The organism is Clavibacter davisi (assembly GCF_052751415.1).
Map to the genome: position 1 here is coordinate 3,082,004 of NZ_CP199882.1, position 15,446 is coordinate 3,097,449.

The 15,446-nt window shown below is 73.8% G+C and carries 18 protein-coding genes; 4 read left to right on the forward strand and 14 right to left on the reverse strand.

What is annotated here, in order from left to right; translation table 11 throughout:
* Positions 1-58 precede the first annotated feature (58 nt).
* The 4 genes from ACU4ZT_RS14645 to radA all read left to right on the forward strand — a co-directional run bounded on the left by ACU4ZT_RS14645 (position 59) and on the right by radA (position 3,391).
* The gene (locus ACU4ZT_RS14645) at positions 59-592 is read left to right on the forward strand and encodes an RDD family protein (RefSeq protein WP_445337444.1); all 534 of its coding nucleotides are present in this window, start codon (positions 59-61) and stop codon (positions 590-592) included.
* Between the two features lie 26 nt (positions 593-618).
* Entirely contained in the window at positions 619-978 is a 360-nt protein-coding gene (locus ACU4ZT_RS14650) for a hypothetical protein (protein ID WP_270981247.1), read from the forward strand.
* 176 nt (positions 979-1,154) lie between these two features.
* Entirely contained in the window at positions 1,155-1,982 is an 828-nt protein-coding gene (locus tag ACU4ZT_RS14655; protein WP_445337445.1) for an ABC transporter permease subunit, read from the forward strand.
* Positions 1,983-2,029: 47 nt separating this feature from the next.
* Positions 2,030-3,391 carry a DNA repair protein RadA gene (gene radA / locus ACU4ZT_RS14660; RefSeq protein ID WP_063071542.1) on the forward strand — a complete coding sequence of 454 codons (1,362 nt, stop codon included), beginning with the start codon at positions 2,030-2,032 and terminating at the stop codon, positions 3,389-3,391.
* A gap of 56 nt (positions 3,392-3,447) precedes the next feature.
* Here radA and ACU4ZT_RS14665 read toward each other — a convergent pair whose 3' ends face one another.
* The 14 genes from ACU4ZT_RS14665 to ACU4ZT_RS14730 all read right to left on the reverse strand — a co-directional run bounded on the left by ACU4ZT_RS14665 (position 3,448) and on the right by ACU4ZT_RS14730 (position 15,396).
* The gene (locus ACU4ZT_RS14665) at positions 3,448-3,762 is read right to left on the reverse strand and encodes an ArsR/SmtB family transcription factor (protein ID WP_063071541.1); all 315 of its coding nucleotides are present in this window, start codon (positions 3,760-3,762) and stop codon (positions 3,448-3,450) included.
* A 100-nt stretch (positions 3,763-3,862) separates the two neighbouring features.
* Positions 3,863-4,021 carry a hypothetical protein gene (locus tag ACU4ZT_RS14670; RefSeq protein ID WP_063071540.1) on the reverse strand — a complete coding sequence of 53 codons (159 nt, stop codon included), beginning with the start codon at positions 4,019-4,021 and terminating at the stop codon, positions 3,863-3,865.
* Between the two features lie 108 nt (positions 4,022-4,129).
* On the reverse strand, positions 4,130-4,798 hold the full coding sequence (locus tag ACU4ZT_RS14675) for a hypothetical protein (protein WP_445337446.1): 669 nt from the start codon (positions 4,796-4,798) through the stop codon (positions 4,130-4,132).
* Between the two features lie 113 nt (positions 4,799-4,911).
* Entirely contained in the window at positions 4,912-5,454 is a 543-nt protein-coding gene (locus tag ACU4ZT_RS14680) for an amino-acid N-acetyltransferase (protein WP_063071538.1), read from the reverse strand.
* Positions 5,455-5,505: 51 nt separating this feature from the next.
* Positions 5,506-5,766, reverse strand: a complete 261-nt coding sequence (locus ACU4ZT_RS14685) for a hypothetical protein (protein WP_063071537.1) — start codon at positions 5,764-5,766, stop codon at positions 5,506-5,508.
* A gap of 1 nt (position 5,767) precedes the next feature.
* A complete protein-coding gene (locus tag ACU4ZT_RS14690; protein WP_445338667.1) occupies positions 5,768-7,360 on the reverse strand; it encodes a sensor histidine kinase in 1,593 nt (530 codons plus the stop codon).
* Positions 7,361-7,446: 86 nt separating this feature from the next.
* Complete coding sequence (locus ACU4ZT_RS14695) at positions 7,447-8,217, reverse strand: response regulator transcription factor (RefSeq protein WP_414748793.1); 771 nt, start codon at positions 8,215-8,217, stop codon at positions 7,447-7,449.
* Between the two features lie 60 nt (positions 8,218-8,277).
* Positions 8,278-9,099 (reverse strand): tetratricopeptide repeat protein, encoded by an 822-nt coding sequence (locus tag ACU4ZT_RS14700; RefSeq protein WP_445337447.1) that lies wholly within the window; start codon positions 9,097-9,099, stop codon positions 8,278-8,280.
* 120 nt (positions 9,100-9,219) lie between these two features.
* Positions 9,220-10,248, reverse strand: coding sequence for a TerC family protein (locus tag ACU4ZT_RS14705; protein WP_445337448.1), 1,029 nt, complete (start codon positions 10,246-10,248; stop codon positions 9,220-9,222).
* A gap of 152 nt (positions 10,249-10,400) precedes the next feature.
* On the reverse strand, positions 10,401-11,339 hold the full coding sequence (locus tag ACU4ZT_RS14710) for a TolB family protein (protein WP_445337449.1): 939 nt from the start codon (positions 11,337-11,339) through the stop codon (positions 10,401-10,403).
* Positions 11,336-12,310, reverse strand: a complete 975-nt coding sequence (locus tag ACU4ZT_RS14715; RefSeq protein ID WP_445337450.1) for a sugar phosphate isomerase/epimerase family protein — start codon at positions 12,308-12,310, stop codon at positions 11,336-11,338. The genes ACU4ZT_RS14710 and ACU4ZT_RS14715 overlap by 4 nt, the downstream gene beginning before the upstream one ends.
* A gap of 167 nt (positions 12,311-12,477) precedes the next feature.
* Positions 12,478-13,347, reverse strand: coding sequence for an ABC transporter permease (locus tag ACU4ZT_RS14720; RefSeq protein WP_445337451.1), 870 nt, complete (start codon positions 13,345-13,347; stop codon positions 12,478-12,480).
* A complete protein-coding gene (locus ACU4ZT_RS14725) occupies positions 13,344-14,354 on the reverse strand; it encodes an ABC transporter ATP-binding protein (RefSeq protein WP_445337452.1) in 1,011 nt (336 codons plus the stop codon). Before ACU4ZT_RS14725 ends, ACU4ZT_RS14720 begins: the two co-directional genes overlap by 4 nt.
* Positions 14,347-15,396, reverse strand: a complete 1,050-nt coding sequence (locus tag ACU4ZT_RS14730; RefSeq protein ID WP_445337453.1) for a SagB/ThcOx family dehydrogenase — start codon at positions 15,394-15,396, stop codon at positions 14,347-14,349. The genes ACU4ZT_RS14725 and ACU4ZT_RS14730 overlap by 8 nt, the downstream gene beginning before the upstream one ends.
* Positions 15,397-15,446 lie beyond the last annotated feature (50 nt).

Sequence of the window (15,446 nt, forward strand, 5' to 3'; positions counted from 1 at the left end):
CGCTCGTCTCCGGGAGGGCTTCGCGGGCGGGGTCCGCGCGATCCATAGGATCGCGACCATGACCCGTCACCCCGGCGACCGCCTCCTCGCCGTCCTCATCGATTGGCTCTTCATGTGCGCGTGGATCGGGCTGGTCGGGGCCGTGGCCGTGCCGCTGCTCGTCGTCGGCGCCACGTCGTCGCTCCCGCCCCTCGTGGGCAACGCGGTGTCGACGCTGGTGCTGGTGGCCCCGATCACGATCACGCTGGCCGTGCTGGAGTCCGGACCGCGCCAGGCGACGCCCGGCAAGCGCGCGCGGCGGCTGGTCGTTCAGGACGCCCGCACCGGCGACGCGATCCCCTTCCGCCGCGCGCTCCTCCGCAACGCCCTGAAGGTGGCGCTGCCCTGGATCATCGGGCACGCGGCCGTGTACGCGCTCGTCCGCGCCAGCGACGGCACGACAGGAACCGTCCCGTCGAGCGCGCAAGCTCCCCTGGTCATCGCCTACCTGCTCCCGACCGTGTGGCTCGTGACGCTCCTGCTCGGCTCGGGCCGCACACCGTACGACAGGGTCTCGAGGACGGTCGTCGCACGATCGGCCCCTCGCGCCTGACGGATCCGCGTCCGTAGGGTGGATGCATGGCCGACGACACCCCCGACGCCCGCTCCGCCGGCACGCTCTGGATGGTGATCGGGCTCGTCTCGGGGGCCCTGCTCGTCACGGGCGCGGGCGTCTCACCGTGGATCTCCGCGGCCGCTTTCGCGCTCTCCGTCTTCATGTACGTGCGCGTCCGCGGCCGCGACCGGGCCCTCGCGCCGCCGCCGACCGGGACCCTGTGGTTCGTGGTCACGCTGATCGTCGGCGCCCTGCTCATCACGGGCACGTTCGATCCGCCGTGGATCGGCGCGGCCGCCCTCGCCGCGTCGGTGCTCCTCTACATCCGGGCGCTGGTCCGGCTGACGGCGCGGCCCGCCTCGGACCAGACAGCCGACGACTGACCCGACGGAGCCGCGCCCGCGGTGCCCGACCCCGCTGGATCCGCGCACCGGCCCGAGCGTGGTCCCGCGGTATCCCTCACGTGCGGGAACACGACCGCGTCGCGGCACCCGCGGCCCACGCACCAGGCACCGCCGCCCGACTCGGCTCCGGGCGTGCCCTCCGTAGCGTCGGCTCCATGACGCCGACCACACGATCCGCTCGCCGCCCTCGCGCCGCCCGGCCGACGCGGGTCACCTTCCGGCGCGCGACCCACGCGGAGCTCCTGAAGCTCGCGACGCTGCGCTCCACTCGCTGGGCCGTCGCGCTGGTCGCCCTCGCCGGGGTGGGCATCAGCGCGCTGGTGCCCCTCGTGGCCACCCCGTTGCCCGCGGACGCGTCGCCGTCGATGGCGGACGCGGGCACGGGCGCCGTCCTGACGATGCCCCTCCTGGTCACCCAGATCGCGGTCGGCGTCCTCGGCGTCCTCGCGATGGGTTCCGAGCACTCGAGCGGCACGATCGCCTCGACGCTCGCCGCGGTGCCGAACCGCCTGGAGGCGCTGGCCGCGAAGGCGCTCGCGGTCGCGCTGGTCGCGTTCGGCCTCGGCGTGATCCCCGGCCTCGCCGCCTACCTGCTCACGACCGGCACCCGCGCCGACATCGGCTACGACGGCAGCCTCGCGTCGTGGGGCGTGCTCGGGCCGCTGCTCGGATCCGGCGCCTACCTCGCCCTGGTCGCCCTCCTCGGCCTGGCGCTCGCGACCCTCATGCGCAGCAGCGTCGCCGCGATCACGACGCTCGTCGCCGTACAGCTCGTCCTCCCCCAGGTCGTCGGCCTGATCCCCGACCTCGGGGACGTGCCCGTGTACGACCTGCTGCTCACGACCGCCAGCCGGATCCTCACGGGCACGACCGGCAGCATCACCCCGCCCCCGACCACGCTCCTCGAGGTCGCGGCCGTCGCGGTCTGGGTCGTGCTCCCGTGCGCCGCGGCGGCCCTCCTCTTCCGCCGCCGAGACGCGTGACACGAAGCCGTCGGACCATGTCGGCGGCCGCCGGTAGAGTCCCCCGCATGGCCCGCATCCACTCCACGTACCGCTGCTCGGAGTGCGGGTGGACCACACCGAAGTGGGTCGGTCGGTGCGCCGAGTGCCAGAGCTGGAACACCGTCGCGGAGGTGTCGCAGACGCCCGCCGCGGCCGGCCGGGTCACCACCCTCACGCCCGCCGGATCGAGCCAGGCGCGGTCCATCATGCACGTCGGCACGGCGTCCGCCAGCCACATGCCGAGCGGCGTCGGCGAGCTCGACCGGGTGCTCGGCGGCGGCATCGTGCCCGGCGCGGCCATCCTCATGAGCGGCGAGCCCGGCGTCGGCAAATCCACGCTGCTGCTCGAGGTCGCGGCACGCGCGGCCGCGAAGGGCGCGAAGGTCCTCTACGTCACGGCCGAGGAGTCGGTCGCGCAGGTGCGCATGCGCGCCGAGCGCACGGGCGGGCTGCAGGAGTCCCTCATGATCGCGGCGGAGACCGACCTCGGCACCATCCTCGGCCACATCGAGCAGGTGTCGCCGGATCTCCTCATCGTCGACTCCGTGCAGACCGTCTCCAGCAGCACGTCCGACGGGCTCCCCGGGCACCCGGGCCAGGTGCGCGAGGTCGCCGTCACGCTCATCCGCGTCTGCAAGGAGCGCGACCTGCCGCTCCTGCTCGTCGGCCACGTCACGAAGGACGGCTCCATCGCCGGCCCGCGGCTCCTCGAGCACCTGGTCGACGTGGTCTGCCAGTTCGAGGGCGACCGGCAGACGTCGCTCCGCTTCATCCGCGCGCTCAAGAACCGGTTCGGCCCCACCGACGAGGTCGGCTGCTTCGAGATGGCGGGCGACGGCATCGTCGAGGTGCCGGATCCGAGCGGCATGTTCCTCTCGCGCGGCGTCCACTCGGTCTCCGGCACGTGCGTCACCGTCGCGATGGAAGGCCGCCGCGCGCTGCCCGTGGAGGTGCAGGCGCTCGTCGTCGACACGAAGGCGCCGCAGCCGCGCCGGGTCGTCAACGGGGTCGATGCGTCGCGCGTCGCCATGCTGCTCGCCGTGCTCGAGAAGCGCGCCAACGTGCGGCTGTCCGATCGCGATGTCTACGTGTCCACGGTCGGCGGCGTGCGGCTCACCGAGCCCGCGGCGGATCTCGCCATCGCCGTAGCGCTCGTCTCCGCCGTCAACGGCAAGGCCATGCCGCACGACCTCGCCGCGTTCGGCGAGATCAGCCTCGCGGGCGAGATCCGCGGCGTCACCTCAGCTCCGCAGCGCGCGGCGGAGGCCCGGCGGCTCGGGTTCACGCAGATCGTCGACGCCGAGTGGGGGCCGCTGTTCTCCGCGCTCGGCCGCGCGTTCTCCCTCGCGAAGAGCGAGCGGGAGAAGGAGCTCGACGACGCGTTCTGATCCGCGGTCGGGCGCAGACGAGGCAGCCGCCGGGCATGCGGCCCGCGGCGCGCGCGTCAGCCGGCGTCGACGTGCCCGACGGCATGCTCCCGCACGTGCGCCACGGCGTCGTCCACCACGTGCGTCACATGGGTGTCGGCCACCTCGTAGCGGGCGATGCGGCCCTCGCGCTCCACGGTGACGAGCCCCGACGCCCGCAGCACGCGCAGGTGCTGGGAGACGAGCGGCTGCGACATCCCGGACTCCTCGACGAGCTCGGACACGGTCATCCGCCGCGACGCCAGCAACCCGATGAGCCCCAGGCGCGACGACGACGACAGCACCTTGAAGAGCTCGGCGGCCTGCTCGAAGCCGGTGGGTGGGTAGGTCACCTGGACGATCCTACGGCGAGGGGTGGCCGGAGACGACGACGGGGACCGGGCCTGATGGCCTGGTCCCCGTCTCGATCCTGGCGCGTCGCCGCGCTCGGGATCAGTGCTCGTCGTAGTGGTCGCCGTGCTCGGCGTGCTTGTGGCCGTCGTGGACGAAGTCCACGTGGTCGTCGTGCGTGACCGTCTCGTGACCGCAGTCGGTGCCGTGCTGGTGCTCGGCGATGGTGTGCTCGGCGTGGGTCTCGGTGGTGTCGGTCATGATGCGTCCTTACGTCGGTGGAGCACCAGGATGACAGACGCATGCATGGATTGCAATGGATGCATCCAATCGAGAACCGTGCTCAGATGCGCGCGCTCACGAGGCCGCTCAGTAGAGCAGGAAGGACTTCGACTGCGCGCTCTTCACGCCCGCCACCTCGACCGACAGCGTGTACGTCGCGCCGCCCGCGGGCACGGCCGGGCGCTGCTTCTCCTGGCACGTCGTGGTGGACGAGCGCTGGCGCGACCACTCGAACGGCGACGACGTCTGCGGGGTGCGGGCCGCGAGCTCGACCTGCGCATCCTCGGCGCCCGTCTGGCAGTCGGTCGACTTCCAGTACACGTCGGATCCGCTCGAGATGGTGAACACCTGCGTGGTGGTGCCGAGGTTCGCGGTGCAGGGCTCCATGCCCGTGTTCGTCACGGTGAAGGAGAGCTTCGGGAGCACGCCCGACTTGTAGGAGGCGGCATCGGTGACCGGCGTCACCGCCAGCTGGCCGACGGCGCACGACCCGTCGGCGTTCGTCTCCGTGCCGGCGCTCGCGCTCGGCGTGGGCTCCGGGGCGGCCTCGGCCGCGGGGTCGGCCGCATCGCCGGCGGGCGCCGCGTCCGACGTCGGGGTCGCGTCGGGCGCCGCGACATCGGCGGAGCCGCGGCCGATGTTCGCGACGATGATCACGACGACCGCGATCACCGCCACCACCACGAGGAGCGCGAGCAGACGGCGGCGGCGGTACACGGCCGCGGACGGGCGGCCTCCGGGCGAGGTCGAGGACATGACGCCAGGGTACGGTCGGGCGGCCGAAGGGCCGGATCGACGCGCCCGGCGGTCACGGGCCGGGGCTGCGGGGCCGGATCGAGCGGAGGCGCGAGCGCCCCGACGGGTGCCGGTCAGAGCGCCTTGAGCATGCGCGTGTTGCCGAGCGTGTTCGGCTTCACGCGCGAGAGGTCGAGGAACTCGGCGATGCCCTCGTCATGCGAGCGGAGCATCTCGTAGTAGATCTCCTGCGCGATGATCGACTCCGCCACCTCGTGGTACCCGTGGCGCGAGAAGAAGCCGACCTCGAAGGTCAGGCAGAACAGGCGGCTGAGGCCGAGCTCGCGCGCATCGTCCTCGAGGCGCTCGAGGAGCGCGTGGCCGACGCCGGTGCCGCGCGTGTGCGGCGCGGCGGCGAGCGTGCGGATCTCGCCGAGGTCCTCCCACATCACGTGCAGCGCGCCGCAGCCGACGACCTCGCCGGACGCGTCGACCGCGACCCGGAACTCCTGCACGTTCTCGTAGAGCACCACGAGGTCCTTGCCGAGGAGGATGCCCTCCATCACGAGCGGCTCGACGAGCTGCTGGATCCGCGGCACGTCGCCGGTGCGCGCGCGTCGCACGCGGATGCCGCCTGCGGGCTCCGCTGGCTCGACGACGACTGGCTCTGCGCTCACGATGACGACCCTCTCGATCCGCGGCTCGGGCGCCCGGATCAGTTGTCCAGCCTAGCGACGGGCGGTTCCCGCGTCCGGGGCGGGCGGTGCGTCGTCGGTGCCCGGGGCGGGCGTCGCGAGCCGCGCGATCATCCGCGGCGCGATCCACACGATCGCGACCACGCCGACCACCGCGCGCAGCCCCGCGAACACGAGCACCCACCAGCCGACCCCGTCGCCGCCGACGAGCAGCGCGATCCCGATGACGACGAGCGCGGCATCCGCGACGAACGGCACGCGCAGCCAGAACATGAGGCGGCGGACGGGATCCACGTCAGCCCTGGTCGCCAGGACCGGGGCGGTCCGCGACGGGGGCGCCGGACGGGGGCGGCCACGCGGCGCCGTCGCCGTCGGCGCGCGCAGCCGGAGTCGCGGCGGCACGCGCCTCCGCCGCCCGCCGCTCCAGCGGCAGCCGCACCCCGAAGACCGTGCGGCCCGGCTCCGACTCCACCCACACCGCGCCGTGGTGCGCCGACACGATGGCCTGCGCGATCGCGAGGCCGAGGCCGGTGCCGCCGGTGGAGCGGGCGCGGGATCCGTCGCCGCGCACGAACCTCTCGAACAGCGAGGCCTGCAGCTCGGGCGGGATGCCGGGGCCGTCGTCGGTGACGCGGATGACCGCGTGCCCGTCGGATCCGGCGCCCTCCACCGCGAGCGACGCGACGACGCGCGTGCCCGCGGGCGTGTGCGTGCGGGCGTTGGCGAGCAGGTTGACGACCACCTGGCGGAGCCGGGCGTCGTCGCCGGGCACGGTCACGGAGTCGTCCGGCAGATCGAGGTCCCAGTCGTGGTCCGGGCCCGCCGCGCTCGCGTCGCCGACCGTGTCGAGGAGGATGCGCGTGAGGTCGACGGGATCCGACTCCAGCTCGCGCCCCTCGTCGAGGCGCGCGAGGAGGAGCAGGTCCTCGACGATCGTGGTCATCCGCACCGACTCCGACTCGATGCGCGACAGCGAGTGCGTCACGTCCTCCGGCAGAGCGTGGGGCCCACGCCGGGTGAGCTCGGCGTAGCCGCGGATGGAGGCGAGCGGCGTGCGCAGCTCGTGGCTCGCATCCGACACGAACCGCCGCACCTTGGCCTCGCTCGCCTGCCGCGACGTGAGCGCGTCCGCCACGTGGCCGAGCAGGCCGTTGAGCGCGGCGCCGACGCGGCCCACCTCGGTGCGCTCGTCGGTGTCGGATGCGGGCACGCGCGCCTCGAGCGCGACGTCGCCGCGGTCGAGCTCCAGCGCCGCCACGTGGGTCGCCGTGTCCGCGACCCGGTCGAGCGGGCGCAGGGCGCGGCGGACGATGACGGTGCCGAGGAGCGCGGCGAGCGCGAGCGTGAGGGCGGCGACCACCGTGATCACGAGCACGAGCTGCTCGACCACGTCGTCGGCCGGCTTCGTCGGCAGGCCCGTGACGATGGTCGCGCCCGAGGACGACGTGCCGCCCACGAGCCGGTAGCTGCCGAGCGCACCGCCGAGATCGACCGTGCGCGGGACGCCGTCGGTCGGCACGCTCTGCAGCTGCTGGCTCTGGCGTCGGGTGAGCTCGACGGCGCCGGCGCCCCCGGGCTCGCCGGCGGCCGCGGTCCGGTCGGCGATGTAGCCGCCGGAGACGACGCCGTCGATGATGGTCGCGCTGATGGTGCCGACCTGCTGCCCGAACGCGCCGAGCCCGCCGGGTGGCGCTCCGGGGAAGCTGCCGTATCCGCCCGGATCCCGGTCGACGTAGCTCTCCGACCGCGCCGCCGTGGCCTGCAGCTGCTGGTCGACCTGCTGCAGGAGCGACGCCCGGAGCGCGAGGATGCTGACCGCCCCGATCAGGAGGCTCGCGAGCGCCAGGAGGCCCACGACGCTGAGGACGAGACGGCGGCGGAGGGTCATCCCGCGGGCGGCGGCGGCCAGGCGGGACCGCAGCGGGGTGGATCCCGCGGAGTCGGCGGGGCCGCCCGAGGGCTCAGGGGCCGTCGTCACTCCGCGGCCTTGAGCATGTACCCGCTGCCGCGCACCGTGTGGATCATCGGGGTCCGCCCGGCGTCGATCTTGCGGCGCAGGTAGGAGATGTAGATCTCGACGACGCTCGACTTGCCGCCGAAGTCGTAGCTCCAGACCCGGTCGAGGATCTGCAGCTTGCTCAGCACACGACGCGGGTTCCGCATCAGGTAGCGCAGCAGCTCGAACTCGGTCGCGGTGAGCTCGATCGGGACGCCGGCGCGGGAGACCTCGTGGCTGTCCTCGTCGAGCGAGAGGTCGCCCACGCGGATGACGGGGTCGACGGTGTCGCTGACCACGAGCGTCGAGCGGCGGATGAGGCCACGCAGCCGGGCCACGACCTCCTCCAGGCTGAAGGGCTTGGTGACGTAGTCGTCGCCGCCCGCGGTGAGGCCCGCGAGCCGGTCGTCGAGCGAGTCCTTCGCCGTGAGGAAGAGCACGGGGATGTCCTCGGCGTCGGCCCGCAGGCGCGACAGCACCTGGAGGCCGTCGAGGTCGGGGAGCATGATGTCGAGCACCACGGCGTCGGGCTTGAACTCGCGCGCGGCGGCGAGCGCCTGGTGCCCGCTCTCGGCCGTGCGGATCTGCCAGCCCTCGTAGCGGAGCGCCATCTGGAGCAGGTCGGTGAGGGACGCCTCGTCGTCGACCACGAGCACCCGGATGGGCGACCCGTCGGCGCGGGTGAGGCGGGGCTGCGGAGCGGCGGCGGGCTGGAAGCCGGAGGGCGGGGTGGTGGTCACGGGGTCCATTGTGCGGATCTTCCTATGAAGCGGCCATGAGCCCGCCATGGGGCCGCCTCGGCGGGATGGTCAGAACGGGAGCGGGCCGCCGGTCCGGAGATTCGCGGAGACCAGACCGTAGACGATGAGCCCGAGCATGATGGCCCCGATGATCCACCGACTCACGTCGACGTCGACAGGATCGCTGTCGGGCTCGCGGCGGCGCCGGAACCGCTCGTCGGCTCGCATCACGAAGGCGCGCGCGGCGCATGCGGCCGCCATCGTGCCGAGCGTGGCGGTGCCCGTCCAGCGAGCGAGCGCGGTCACCGGCTGATCGAACAGCGCGGCCAGCCAGACGAGCCCCGCTCCCAGAGCGAAGACGGCACCGACCATCCACCACGAGAAGTCCGTCGCCATGCCCACGACCTCCATGGCGCCGGAGGGCCACATCGCCGCACGCTCTGCCTGCTCCGCCGCCTGTCGCGCCGCCTTCCGCTCCCATCGCGTCATGCGCGCCGGGTCGGCGAAGTGCGCCCGGTAGCGCTCGATCTCGGGCAGCAGCGCGGCGGCCTCGTCCGGCAGCTCGGGTTCGGACGGGTCCGCGGGAGGGAGCGCCAGGAACGCCGGGATCTCGTCGTCCGCGATCCCGGAGTGCGCGATCCCGGAGTGCGCGATCATGCGCGCGAGCCGATCGCGCTCGACGTCCGTCGTCCATGCGGGGAATGCGATGCCCCAGCGACCCGCCTGATCCGGTGCGATGAGCTCGCGGTACAGCTCGGCGAGCACGAGCCGGCACGCCCGGTCCGTGGGATCCTCGCGCACGCGCTGCTTGAGGAGGGTCAGGATCTCCGATCGCAGCCCCTCCTCCCAGAGGTGGCGGGCGCGGGTCGCGGCATCGGCGTCGTCGGGCACCCGGTGATGCTGCCAGGTCGGCGCGCCCCACGAGCGGCCAGCGCACGGATGCGCCGGGCCGCACGACGACGGGCCCGGCGCGCGATGCGCCGGGCCCGGATCGTGCGGAGGTGCGGGGAGCTAGCGCCCCTCGTCCGTCGCGCGCATGGCGGTCTCGCCGTCCACGCTCGCGCGGTCCTCCTTCTGCTTGTCGCCGCGGGTCTTCGCCAGGCTCGCGACGGTGGCCACCGTGATGGTCGCGCCGATGAAGAGGAGCGAGAACCAGATCGGGATCTCGGGCGCCCACAGCATCGGCTGGCCGCCGTTGATGAAGGGCAGCTCGTTGACGTGCATCGCGTGCAGCACGAGCTTGAGGCCGATGAACGCGAGGATCACCGCGAGGCCCTGCGACAGGTACACGAGCCGCTCGAGCAGGCCGCCGATGAGGAAGTAGAGCTGGCGGAGGCCCATCAGCGCGAAGGCGTTCGCGGTGAACACGATGTACGCCTCGTTCGTGAGGCCGTAGATGGCGGGGATCGAGTCGAGCGCGAACACCAGGTCGACGAAGCCGATCGCGATGACGCAGAGCAGCAGCGGCGTGACGAAGCGCTTGCCGTCGATCTTGGTGGTGAAGCGGTCGCCGACGAAGTCGTCGTGGACGGGCAGGATCCGGCGGGCGATGCGCACGAACATGTTGTCCGCCGCGTTGCCGCCGTGGTCGCCCTTGAGCTGCTGGTACGCGAGCACGAACAGCAGCGCGCCGAAGATGTAGAAGACCCAGGAGAAGTTCTCGATGAGAGCCGCGCCGAGGGCGATGAAGCCGGCCCGCATGATCAGCGCGATGACGATGCCGATCATCAGCACCTTCTGCTGGTACTTCCGGGGCACCGCGAACCCGGTCATGATCAGCAGGAACACGAACAGGTTGTCGATCGACAGGGCCTTCTCGGTGAGGTAGCCGGCGAAGTACTCGCCGCCGAAGCCCCACCCGCTGGTGAAGCCGATGCCGACGCCGAACGCCAGCGCGAGGCCGATGTAGAAGGCCGACCAGCGGGCGGACTCGCCGATGGTGGGCTCGTGCGGCTTGCGCACGTGGGTGAAGAACTCGTAGACGAAGAACGCGATGGTGACCGCGATCGTGATGAGCCAGGTGGTCGTGGTGATGTTCACGGGGGTCTCCGGTGATGAGGCCGACGGGAATCGGAACGGCTAGGTGGCGCGCGGACGCCTCCATGATCCCATGCGGGGCCTCCGCATCCGGGGAAAAGCAGCTGGGTCGACGCTGCGTGGCTGACCCGTGCGTCCGGGCTGATCCCCCCGGATCAGGTGAGGCTGGGCGCCTGGAACGGGTAGGCGACGTACGCGAACCGCCGGGAGTCGGGTGCCCAGCTGGTGACGTTGATGGTGCCCTGGCCGCCGGGGAAGGACGCGAGGTCGCGCGTGCGGTGGCTCTGCCGGTCGATGACGCGGAGGATCACGTCGCGGTCGGCGGGGTGGCCGATCGTGCCGGGCGGGAAGCTGAGGTAGACGATGTGCTCGCCGTCGGGCGACGGGTGCGGGAACCAGTTGACGCGCTCGTCGGAGGTGAACTGGTGCGTGTCGGAGCCGTCGACGCGCATCGTGAACAGCTGCGCGTGCCCCGGCAGGTCGGATCCGCGCTCCGAGTTGAAGTAGAGCCAGCCGCCGTCGGGCGAGAACTCGGCGCCGTCGTCGGGGAAGCCGTCGTCGGTGAGCTGCGTGGTGGGGCCGCCGTCGACGGGCACGAGGTGGATGTTCGTGGTCCACTCGCCGCGCGCGTCGAGCTGGCCGCCGATCACGCTGAGCGTCGAGCCGTCGGGCGAGACGCCATGCAGGTAGTTCTTGAAGCCGAGCGCCGGATCCCGGTCCGCCGTGATGCGCCGGCCCTCGCCGCCCGCGCCGTCGTTCCAGAGCACGCTGTAGAGATGGCCGTCGCGGCCGGAGACGTAGACGTGCGCGCCGTCGGGCGAGAAGACGTGGTCGTTGTTGATGGGCGGGACGCCGCCGAGGTCCACCGCCTGGAAGTCGACCGCGGGCTCGGGGAGGTCAGGATCCGGCTCCTCCGGGTCGGGTGCCGGCAGCCGCCAGAGCCCGCCCTCCGCGTTGACGACGAGCCAGCGGCCGTCGGGCGTCCAGTTCGGCGCCTCGATGTGCAGCACGGCCGACTCGGCGACCATGCGCTCGGCGCCCGTCTCCACGTCGACGACGAGGAGGCGGGCCAGCTGGCCGTCGCGCAGGGTCACGCGGTGGATCCGGCGGGCGCGTCGTCCCGGTTGTTCGCGAACGCCGAGTCGAACAGGCTGTCGGGCGTCGGCCAGAGGAGGGCGCGCACCCGCGCGAGGGCGTCGGGGGCTCCGTGCAGGCGGTCCATCCCCGCATCCTCCCACTCGACGGAGACGGGCCCGTCGTAGCCGATGCTGCGCAGGGCTCGGAAGGCGCGCTCGAACGGGACGTCGCCGTGCCCGACCGAGACGAAGTCCCAGCCGCGGCGCGGGTTGCCCCACGGGAGGTGCGAGCCGAGGCGGCCGCCGCGGCCGTCGGAGGTCACCCGCGTGTCCTTGGCGTGCACGTGGTGGATCCGGTCGGCGAAGTCGAGGAGGAAGCCGACGGGGTCGATGCCCTGCCACATCATGTGGCTCGGGTCCCAGTTGAGGCCGAAGCCGGGGCGGTGGCCGATCGCCTCGAGGGTGCGGCGGGTGGTCCAGTAGTCGTAGGCGATCTCGCTCGGGTGCACCTCGAGCGCGTACCGCACGCCCTCGTCGTCGAACACGTCGATGATCGGGTTCCAGCGGTCGGCGAAGTCCTGGTAGCCGGCGTCGATGACCGACTCGGGCACGGGCGGGAACATCGCGACGTACGGCCAGATGCGGGATCCGGTGAAGCCCGTGACGCGCGTGACGCCGAGGCCGGCGGCGGCCTTCGCCGTGAGCTTCAGCTCCTCGGCGGCGCGCTGGCGGACGCCCTCCGCCTGGCCGTCGCCCCAGACCTTGGAGCGGAGGATCGCCTGGTGCCGGAAGTCGATGGGGTCGTCGCACACGGCCTGGCCGGTGAGGTGCTGCGAGAGCGCGTGCACCTCGAGGCCGTGGCGCTCGAGGATCTCGAGCCGCCCGCGGAGGTACGCCGGGTCGTCGGCCGCGCGCCACACGTCGAGGTGCTCGGCGGAGCAGGCGATCTCGAGGGCGTCGAACCCCCACCCGCTCGCGAGGCGGGCCACCTCCTCGAGCGACAGGTCGGCCCACTGGCCGGTGAACAGGGCTACGGGGTGGTGCTCGCGGACATGCTTCCCTCTCGTCGACGGTGACGGATGACGTGCGGTGCGGCCCGGTGACGCCGCGCGGGATCCACGCTACACACCGGGCCGCGCCCGCTCGCGGGCCGGCGTCAGCGAAAGTTCGCCGACTGGGTGCGCTGGTAGCCGGCGAGCGTGACGCCGCCGAGCAGCACGGCCCAGGCCGCGAGGATCACCAGGGGCGGGCCGATGACGGTGGTGTCCTGCCGGGCGACCGCGCTCGTGAGCGTGCTCCACGCGCCGGTGGGCAGCAGCACCGTGAGCGATTCCCAGGGCGTGCCGCTCGTGTCGCCGCCCGTGAACAGGCCCCCCGCGAACGACAGCGGCAGGTACACGAGGTTCGCGAGGCCGAGCGCTCCGCGGGCGGGGAACCAGTAGCCCATCGCCAGGCCGAGCAGCGCCATCGGGATGGCGCCGGCCAGCACGGCGAGCCCGACGGCGGCGAGCGTGGCCGGATCGCCGCGCACGCCGCCGGCGAGGACGCCGACCGCGACCACGGGGATCACGAAGACGACGCCGAACACGCACGCGACCGTGAGCTTGGCGGCCAGGCGGATCCACGCCGGCACGGGCGCCGTGAACAGCCACCGCTCCCACGGCGACTCGCGGGCCGACGCGACGCCGACGCCGAACTGGAACGTGACCGTGCCGAGCACGGAGAACAGGACGTAGCCGAGGAGCACGCTGAGCCGCGCGCCCGGAGGACCGCCCTGCGGGAGGCCCACCACCACGTAGATGAGGACCGGGTACGCGAGGAGCGGGAGGACGAAGGCGGGCATCCGCGCGTTCTGCGCCAGCTCGCTGACGACGTGGGCGCGGTAGATCGCGGCCCGGCGTCGGGCCGTGGGGCGGGGCGGGAGCGGGGCGGGGGTCGGCGCGGGGCCCTGCCGGGATGGTCCGGATGCGACGGACGCGCCTGGCGCGCCGATCGTCGGGGCGGGGTGCGGATCGGTGCCGGTCATGCGCGGGGCTCCTCGTGTTCGGTGCGGCGGGCGGGGTCGGCGCTGGGCGCAGGCGGGGCGGCGGATCCGTGATCCGGGGTGCTGCCACCCGGCGCGGCGCCGCCCGGCCCTCCGCCCTCGAGCACGCGCGCGAAGATCTCGCCGAGGCCCGGCTCCGTCACGGTGAGCTCCGGCTCCGCTATGGCGGCGAGGACGAGGCCCGCGACCACGTCGGACCGGTCGGTGTCGATGACCCAGCGCACCCGCTCGCCCGGGAGCGGCTCGGCGACCTGCTCGGGCCGGGCGCCGCAGGGCAGGAACGCGCGCGCCTCGTGCGGCGTCGCCCGGAAGCCGACGCGGCGCACCCCCGCGAGCCCGCGGAAGTCGGACGCCGTCCAGTGGCCGAGGACGCGTCCGTGGTCGAGGCACACGACGGTGTCGGCGAGCGCGGCGACCTCCTCCATGTCGTGCGAGGCGAGGAGCACGGTGCGGCCGGAGTCGCGCACCGCCGTGATGGCGTCGCGCACGGCCGCCCGCCCCGGGATGTCGAGCGCGGCGGAGGGCTCGTCGAGCACCACGACGGGCGTGCCCGCGCCCACCACGCAGGCGAGCGCGACCCGCCGCCGCTCGCCGCCGCTCAGGCCGCCGGTCTGGCGCGCGGCGAGCCGGTCGAGGTCGAAGCGGTCGATCGCCGCGGCCGGCGTCAGCGCGCCCGCGTGCGGCACGAGCGCGAGGGCCAGGACCTCGCGCACCGTGAGGTACTCCGGGAACGCGAGCGCCTGCGGCATCACCGCGACGAGCGAGGCCGTCGGGCCGCCCCGACGCACGTCGTGGCCGAGCACGCGGGCCCGGCCCGCATCCGGCCGGCGCGTCGCCGTGAGCACGTCGATGGCCGTGGTCTTGCCGGATCCGTTCGGCCCGAGCAGCGCGTGCACGAGCCCCGGCGCGAGCGCGAAGGACGCCGCGTCGAGGGCGCGCGTGCGGCCGAAGGCGCGGGTGATCCCGTCGAGCTCCACCGCGTCAGTCATGGGATGCCTCCTCCTCGGCGAAGTGCCGCGCGCCGGCGGCCGCCGCGTGCGGGTCGGGGGGACGCCGCGCGGCGGGTGCGGGCGCGGCTGCGGCTGCGGGCACGGATCCGGTGCAACCCCGCTCCGGACGCCCGCCCAGCGATACCGCGTAGAGCGACGACTGCGTCACCCCGTCGAGCCCGAGCACGGCGTCGAGCTCGTGGTCGACGAAGCCGACCCAGCCGATCGACGGCAGCCCGAGCGCCGTCGCCACCAGCAGCGCGTTCTGCGCCACGTGCCCCGCCTCGAGCAGCGTGAGCCGGTACCCGCGCAGCCCGTACTTCGTGCGGGAGCGCTCGAAGCTGCCGGTGATCACGATCGTCACGGCCGCCTGCTCCGCGAGGGGCGCCATGGCCGTCGGCGCCGCACGTCGGAAGCGGGCGAGCCGGCCGACGCGGTCGAGGCCGGACACGTCGACGAGCGCCTCGTCGAGCGGGTCGAGCTGGTGGATCCCCGCCGCGACGCCCTCCGCCGCCCGCACCACGACGTGCAGGTCGAGCGGGTAGAGCCCGCCGGCCGAGGGCACGAAGCGGCCCGTGCCGCCGTCGCCGCGCGGCCCGTAGGCGAGCCGGAGCACGGTCGCGAGCTCCGGGAGCGCGAGGGGCGCCGCGAGCTCGTCCGGATCCGCCGACCGCCGGGCCGCCATCGTCGCCCCGAGCCCGTGCGGGAGCGGCAGCGCCGGCGGCAGCGCGAGCGCCGGGAGCAGGCGCGGGGCGCTCGTGGCGCCGCCCGGTCCCGCGTCCGCGACGCCCTGCGCCTCCTGCGCCAGCTGCTGCGCGTACCGCACGTCGGTCCAGCCCGGGTGGGTGATGCGGGTGATCTTCGACGCCTCGTGGAAGTCCTCGGCGAGGTCGCCCGCCGCCCGCTCGACCGCGCCGCCGACGCTGAAGATCGGGCCGACGCTGCCGGCGGGCGCCGCGGCGGGACGGGACTCCGTGCCCGTCCCGCCGGGGCCGTCCTCCGCCGTGCGCGCGGGCGCCGTGCCGATGTCGGTGATGCTCATGGGGTCCTCCTGGTGGTGCGGGCGCGGTGGGCGGTGCGGGCGCGGTGGGT